The organism is Dolichospermum sp. UHCC 0259, from assembly GCF_009711935.1.
Lineage (GTDB): Bacteria > Cyanobacteriota > Cyanobacteriia > Cyanobacteriales > Nostocaceae > Dolichospermum.
In genome coordinates, this window is the sequence record NZ_VIKX01000018.1 from 21,427 (window position 1) to 28,588 (window position 7,162).

Below are 7,162 nucleotides of genomic sequence, written 5' to 3' on the forward strand. Positions count from 1 at the left end.
TTCAGCCCCAATTAATCTATGTTAGTAGGTTAAGCATTTGCACAACAAAAAACATACGGGTATTAGGCATCTAATTTTTGGGACAATTTATGAATTTTAATAATCAGACTCAAACAGTAGATTACAAAGAACTAGAATCACTCCGCTGCGAAGTAGCAAAACTCAGAAATGAAAAAGCTGTTTTTAAGGCTCAAAGTCATTTGCTAGAAAAATTAGTATCAATGGCACGCTCTTCAACGGAAGGGGAGGTACTAAAAACAGCATTACAGACTACATTAGATGTAGCTACGGAGCAAACCCACTCTGAAAAAGGTAGTTTGTTCTTACTTGAACCTTCTGGAAAGGTAACAGACGCGATTTTGTCACGCACAGAAGTAACGCCTGAACAACGCAAAAATCTAATTGGTAATGTATTGGATAAGGGTTTAGCTGGTTGGGTAATCCGTCACCGTGAATTAGGATTAATTACGGATACTGAAAACGATGATCGCTGGCTTACCTTGCCTAATCAGCCTTATCAAGTCCGTTCTGCTTTAGCTGTTCCTATTATCAGAGGTGAAGAATTACTCGGTATTATTACCTTATTGCACTCTCAACCGGGGCATTTTAGCCAAGAAACTGCTAATCTCATGCTGCTAACGGCTGACCAGATGTCCTTAGTTTTGGAAAATGCTCGTCTGTATTCTAAACTTGATAAATATTCAAAAGCTCTTGACGCTGAACTAGAAAAGGGACGACAAATACAGATTGATTTTCTCCCTTACGAACTAGTTAAACAACCTAATTGGGAAATTGCTGCTTGTTTCTATCCTGCTCGTCAGGTAGCTGGAGACTTCTACGACACTTTTGAACTTCCTAATAATCAGGTAGGACTCGTAATTGCGGATGTATGTGATAAAGGTGTAGGAGCAGCGTTATTCATGGCTTTGATGCGGAGTTTAATCCGTGTATTTTCTTCAGAAACACAATTGCGTGGACTCGCTCATCAAATTCTTGAGGACAATCAGCCCATTGGTGGTTGGATTGGTGAGTCTGACTTCAAAAATTTAGATCATTTAAATGCTCTGCAAGCAGTTTCTAGAACTAATGAATATGTTGCCCAAAATCACTGGCAAATGAGTATGTTTGCAACCATGTTTTTTGGTGTTCTAGAACCAGAAACAGGAATACTTACTTATATTAATGGTGGACATGAACCGCTGTTTATTGTTAACCAATCTGGTGTGAAGAATACTCTTAAATCCACTGGTCCAGCGGTAGGGATGATGTCTGGAAGTAAATTTAAAATTCAGCAAGTTCAGCTTGAACCTGGTGATATATTGATTGGTTATACTGACGGTGTGACTGAAGGCAAAAACCCTGAAGGCAAGTTATTTACAGACAAGCGATTGCGGGATATTTTAGAGCAGCCAGCCGGTTCAGCCAAGGATTTGCTCAATTCTATCAAAACTAATTTATTTGCTTTTGTTGCTGATGCTCCACAGTTTGATGATATTACAATGCTTTGCATAAACAGGGTTGCGGAAGAAAGAATAGTTAAAATATAAAACATCCTGTGAATGTTTATTTGTTTTATGGTGTAGCGTAGTGTAAGCCATCAGATGATTTCTGACACCATCATACACCTGCCTATCCTCATCACTTCAGGTTATTTCCGCCGTTCCTGTAACTTGCGATAAACTGCTTTTAAATCAACTTGATGATGTGCTAAGGCTACAAGAGTATGATAAAACAAATCTGCAACTTCACCAGCGATCGCATCGGTATCATCATCTTTACAGGCCATGACTACCTCGGCGCTTTCCTCACCAATCTTTTTCAAAATCTTATTATCACCACCAGCCAATAATTTACAGGTGTAGGAATCTTCATTGGGGCGATCGCGGCGATCGCAAATTACCGCAAACAACTGTGATAAACTATCTCCCGGTGGTGCTGTCACCGTGCCATCAACTTGATGAAAACAACTGCGTTCCCCCGTATGACAAGCAATATCACCCAATTGCTCCACCCCAATCAAGAGAGCATCACTATCACAGTCATAACGAATCGTTTGTACCTTCTGAATATGTCCAGAAGTCGCGCCCTTATGCCAAAACTCCTGACGGGAACGACTCCAAAACCAAGTTTCCCCAGTGTCCAAGGTCTTTTGTAACGATTCCTGATTCATCCAACCCATCATCAGCACCGTACCATCCAAATAATCTTGGATAATGGCAGGAACTAAACCCTTGTCATCGTAGCGAATTTTGTCCACAGGGATAGCAGATGAAAACGATTTCAGTTCAGAAGAAGACATACCAATTAATTTACAATAATTCTTTGACTCAACATACCATTTTCAGTTAATCCCATACCAGAGAAATTCACAAGCAGCTTTTCACCCTATTCTAAGATATAAGATCAATTTTCATTACCACCTCATAGGAGATACCCTTGGTCAATACCTCAATTAAAACCACAAAATCACAAGAAATCTTTGCTGCTGCTCAAAACCTCATGCCCGGAGGAGTCAGTTCTCCCGTTCGCGCTTTTAAATCCGTCGGGGGACAACCCATAGTCTTTGATCGTGTTAATGGCGCTTATATTTGGGACATAGACGGCAACAAATACATTGACTATGTTGGTACTTGGGGACCAGCCATTTGTGGTCATGCTCATCCAGAAGTAATTTCCGCACTACACACAGCCCTAGATAAAGGCACAAGTTTTGGCGCTCCCTGCGTCCTCGAAAATGTTTTAGCCGAAATGGTCATTGATGCTGTTCCTAGCGTCGAAATGGTGAGATTCGTGAATTCTGGAACAGAAGCTTGTATGGCGGTATTACGCCTGATGCGAGCCTTTACAAATCGAGAAAAAGTGATCAAGTTTGAAGGCTGCTATCACGGACACGCGGATATGTTCTTGGTCAAAGCCGGTTCTGGTGTCGCTACCCTGGGCTTACCCGACTCCCCAGGAGTACCCAAATCCGTCACCGCCAGCACCTTAACCGCACCTTTCAATGATTTGGAAGCCGTAAAAGCCTTATTTGAACAAAACCCCAACGAAATCGCCGGTGTCATTCTCGAACCCGTAGTTGGTAACGCTGGTTTTATTACCCCTGATGCTGGTTTCCTAGAAGGACTACGGGAACTTACTCAAGAACATGGGGCATTACTTGTATTTGATGAAGTGATGACAGGCTTCCGTATTGCCTACGGTGGCGCACAAGCCAAATTTGGTGTTACCCCCGACTTAACCACAATGGGTAAAGTCATTGGTGGTGGTTTACCAGTCGGCGCTTACGGTGGTCGTCGTGAGATTATGTCAATGGTTGCCCCCGCAGGGCCTGTTTATCAAGCTGGGACTCTTTCTGGTAATCCTTTAGCCATGACAGCGGGAATTAAAACCCTGGAACTCCTCAGCAAACCAGGTACTTATGAGTATTTGGAAAAGATTACTAAACAGTTAGCTGATGGATTGCTAAAAATCTGTGCAGATACAGGTCATGCTGCCTGTGGTGGTAATATTAGTGCTATGTTTGGGCTATTCTTCACCGCAGGGCCTGTGCATAACTATGAAGATGCCAAAAAGGCGGATACGGGGAAATTCGGTCGTTTTCATCGCGGAATGTTAGAGCATGGTATTTACCTAGCACCATCTCAATTTGAAGCTGGTTTTACTTCTTTAGCACATACTTCCGAAGATATTGAACAGACATTAGCTGCTGCCAAAGAGGTGCTGTCTAGTCTGTAAATAGGTAATAGGTGATGGGTAATAGGTAATAAATACGCTGTTGCCTATTCCCTGGCTACCCTAATCAATTCATTATCACATCCGATTACTAATGTAATGGGATATAATTAATTACACAACTGATTTTTCTGTTTCCTGTTTCCCGTTCCTTGTTCCCTCTCTCAACGAGTGAATTTAATTTTGTCAGAATACTTATAAAATTGTCCACAGGGCTTGAGGGAATCAAAAAATAAATTTCCGCGTCAATAATCTAGCATAAATTTGAATTTGCTCTCCATAATGTAATGAGAGCATCACTATTCCCATTAAGCTGTTACGCAGCGAGTTTACATTGCATGAGCTATTGCGTAAATCCCACTTGTTCCAATCCTAAAAATTCAGCCTCTAGTCTAATATGTCAGGCTTGTGGCTCGAAATTGCTATTGCGCGATCGCTTTCGCGTAATTAAACCCATAGGTCAAGGTGGTTTTGGAGCAACATTTTTAGCAGTAGAGCAAAATCTCCCCGGCAACCCTCCCTGTGTAATTAAACAATTACGTCCAGCAACTACAACTCCGTATATATTAAACATGGCACGGGAGTTATTCTCCAGAGAAGCAGAAACTCTCGGTAAAATCGGTAATCATCCCCAAATACCCAGGCTACTAGACTATTTTGAAGATAACAATCAATTTTACTTGGTGCAAGAATACATAAGCGGTTTAACACTCCAACAAGAAGTGAAAAAAAATGGAGTTTATAGTGAAACCGGAGTCAGACAATTTTTAAGTGAAATCATGCCCTTGGTGCAATATATCCACGAGCAACAGGTAATTCACCGTGATATTAAGCCAGCTAACTTAATTCGTCGTTCTCAAGATGCCAGATTGGTACTAATTGATTTTGGTGCTGTCAAAAATAAAGTTAGTCAAGTCACAAGCAATCAGTCTGAACAATCAGCTTTAACAGCTTATGCAATTGGTACTCCTGGTTTTGCACCTCCTGAACAAATGGCTATGCGTCCAGTTTATGCCAGTGATATCTATGCAGTGGGAGTAACTTGTGTTTATTTGCTGACTGGGAAAATTCCTAAAGACTTAGAATACAATCCCACCACAGGGGAAATGATGTGGGAACATCTGGTACAGGCCAGTGACCATTTCATTAAGGTCTTGAGAAAAATGTTGGACGTATCAGTCCGTAATCGCTATCAAGCCGCACAAGACGTACTTACAGCTTTAGACATGGAGCCATATTTAGATAGTTTAAACCAAAGCTTACTATCTAAACCCTCTGGATCTACACAGAACTATTCAAATTCTGGAATTGATTCTATTGGTTATACTCGTGGTAACAATGATAGTGTTGCGAAATTAGCGGCATCTATTCGAGCGAGAAAAGACAAGACACCAGCAACAATAGACACAGAATGGAAACATGGACGCAATCAGGGTAGAGAATTGGCATCTAAACCAGCTACTAGAGATGTAAATAATGCTGATGATCCATTTTCTGCTCGAAAATTAGATTCCCAAAGTCTACTAGCAGCTTATGAAAAAGGAAGACGGGATTTTGCAGGCTGCAATTTTATCCGGTTGAGTGTACCTAGTGCTAACTTATCAGAAAGTAATTTCCATGCTGCTCAATTTCAGCAACCTAATTTTCAAGCAGCGAATCTTCACAATACCGACTTTGGAAGGGCAAGTTTACAAGAAGCAAATTTCAAAGATGCGGATTTAAGCAAAGCTTATTTTAGTAATGCTGATTTAGAAGGTGCAGACCTTAGAGGTGCAAACCTAAGTCAAGCCTATCTAAGTCAAGCTAATCTGCGGGGAGCTAATTTATCCGGCGCTAATCTCACTGGCGCTAAGGTGACTGATGAACAATTGGCTGTAGCTAAGACGAATTGGTTAACGGTACGTCCGAATGGTAAGCGCGGTTTATTTTAATCCCACATTCCCCTTGGTTTTATTGTGTTCACCTACTAAATACAAATTGAAGTGGGGAATGTGGGTTTGAACCCACCTGAGTTCGACATAAGATAATTTGCGGAAAATTCGCCCCAAGTATGAGTCTCAAACCCTTATTCTCTCGTTGAAAAAATCATAACTCCGTTCGCGTAGCGTCTCCAAGGGAGAACCTCCGAACTCCTAACACCGAACTCAGGTGAACCCACATAAGGTGCAGGGGAAAATAGCCCAGTCTCCAATTTAAAAAGAAGAACCCGGTTGTTCTAAAAATTCCTCTTCTTCTGGAGTAGAGATCCGTCCTAAAATGGCATTACGATGAGGAAAACGACCAAATCTGGCAATTATTTCCTTGTGTCGAAAAGCTGATTCAATCGCTTTTGCACTATAGGGATCATGACTAAGTTGTTGAAATAACTTAATACATTTGCGTTGATCAATTAGGTTTTCACTATGTTCAAAGGGTAAATATATAAACCAGCGTTGCACAGCTAATAGTTGTCTATCATAGCCTTTGTTTGTGGCATGTTGCGCTAATGATAGTGCTTCCCGGTCCGTTGCAAAGGCTTGTGGGGTATCACGAAACATATTTCGGGGAAATTGATCTAGCAACAGAATTAAAGCCAGACACGTTTCTGGTGAATTCATCCAATCATGTAAATATCCTGCTACCGCTTTTTGGTAATCTTCCAGAAAAAAGTCGCGGATCTTAGCATCGAAGTCTGGTTGTTTTTCAAACCAAAATGGCTGAATTTTCCCGTAATTTGGGTCATTTAGATGACCAAACCAAAAATCCAAAATAGTTGTTGCCTGTGACATTGCTATTATTGATGATTACAAAGCACCTGTCGCATTTTACATAGATTTGCGGGTAACTCCAAATTCATTGCTTGTTCAATAAAAATTGAGGGGATGGGAATGTGGGGGGTGGCTTGTACCGTGTAAGCTAGGAGAGTACCATTCCCCATATCTTTAAGTTCTAACTTGGCGTGAAAATCTGTAAATGAACCTTTTTCCATCTGAAAATGGATTTGTTGTCCTAATACTTCTACCACACTCAAATAAATTTCTACTTGGGCTGTCAAAAATAAAAAGGCTTTTTGTGCTGCTTGATACAGACGTTTAACATCTCCTCTGGATATAACTTCGCTTTTGGTAATATCGGGAAAATATTGGACCCAACGGGGGTAATCTGTAATTTGTTGCCAAACATGGGATCTAACTAGTGGTATATATATACAAGCAGTAACAGCACCACCCCAGTAGGTATGAGATCGAATTTCTGTCAATACTTCTCCCTGAATTAGTAGTCTTTGCTGATCTTGACTCCAAAGGGTATCTGAGAGCGGTAGTGTGGGGTAAGCGACATTTTTAAGATTTGAGTTGGACATAATATAATGCCGATATAAGTAGGTTGGCGTTAAAAATTGTCGTTGGGGCAAGGGAACACTTCGACCCTTCGACAGGCTCAGGGCATCGCA

6 protein-coding genes are annotated in these 7,162 nt (G+C 41.1%); 3 read left to right on the forward strand and 3 right to left on the reverse strand.

Annotation, left to right across the window (positions count from 1 at the left end; translation table 11 throughout):
* Positions 1 to 89 precede the first annotated feature (89 nt).
* Positions 90 to 1,547: a PP2C family protein-serine/threonine phosphatase gene (locus FJR05_RS02135; protein WP_168642591.1), complete on the forward strand. Its 1,458-nt coding sequence runs from the start codon at positions 90 to 92 to the stop codon at positions 1,545 to 1,547.
* Between the two features lie 101 nt (positions 1,548 to 1,648).
* Here FJR05_RS02135 and hisIE read toward each other — a convergent pair whose 3' ends face one another.
* Positions 1,649 to 2,299, reverse strand: a complete 651-nt coding sequence (gene hisIE / locus FJR05_RS02140; RefSeq protein WP_168642592.1) for a bifunctional phosphoribosyl-AMP cyclohydrolase/phosphoribosyl-ATP diphosphatase HisIE — start codon at positions 2,297 to 2,299, stop codon at positions 1,649 to 1,651.
* A 137-nt stretch (positions 2,300 to 2,436) separates the two neighbouring features.
* On the opposite strand from hisIE, the gene hemL reads away from it, so the two are divergent.
* Positions 2,437 to 3,735: a glutamate-1-semialdehyde 2,1-aminomutase gene (gene hemL, locus FJR05_RS02145; RefSeq protein WP_168642593.1), complete on the forward strand. Its 1,299-nt coding sequence runs from the start codon at positions 2,437 to 2,439 to the stop codon at positions 3,733 to 3,735.
* A gap of 335 nt (positions 3,736 to 4,070) precedes the next feature.
* Entirely contained in the window at positions 4,071 to 5,663 is a 1,593-nt protein-coding gene (locus FJR05_RS02150) for a serine/threonine-protein kinase (RefSeq protein WP_168642594.1), read from the forward strand.
* A 261-nt stretch (positions 5,664 to 5,924) separates the two neighbouring features.
* Here FJR05_RS02150 and FJR05_RS02155 read toward each other — a convergent pair whose 3' ends face one another.
* Positions 5,925 to 6,500 (reverse strand): DUF924 family protein, encoded by a 576-nt coding sequence (locus tag FJR05_RS02155; RefSeq protein ID WP_168642595.1) that lies wholly within the window; start codon positions 6,498 to 6,500, stop codon positions 5,925 to 5,927.
* A 5-nt stretch (positions 6,501 to 6,505) separates the two neighbouring features.
* Positions 6,506 to 7,072, reverse strand: a complete 567-nt coding sequence (locus tag FJR05_RS02160) for an SRPBCC family protein (protein ID WP_168642596.1) — start codon at positions 7,070 to 7,072, stop codon at positions 6,506 to 6,508.
* Positions 7,073 to 7,162 lie beyond the last annotated feature (90 nt).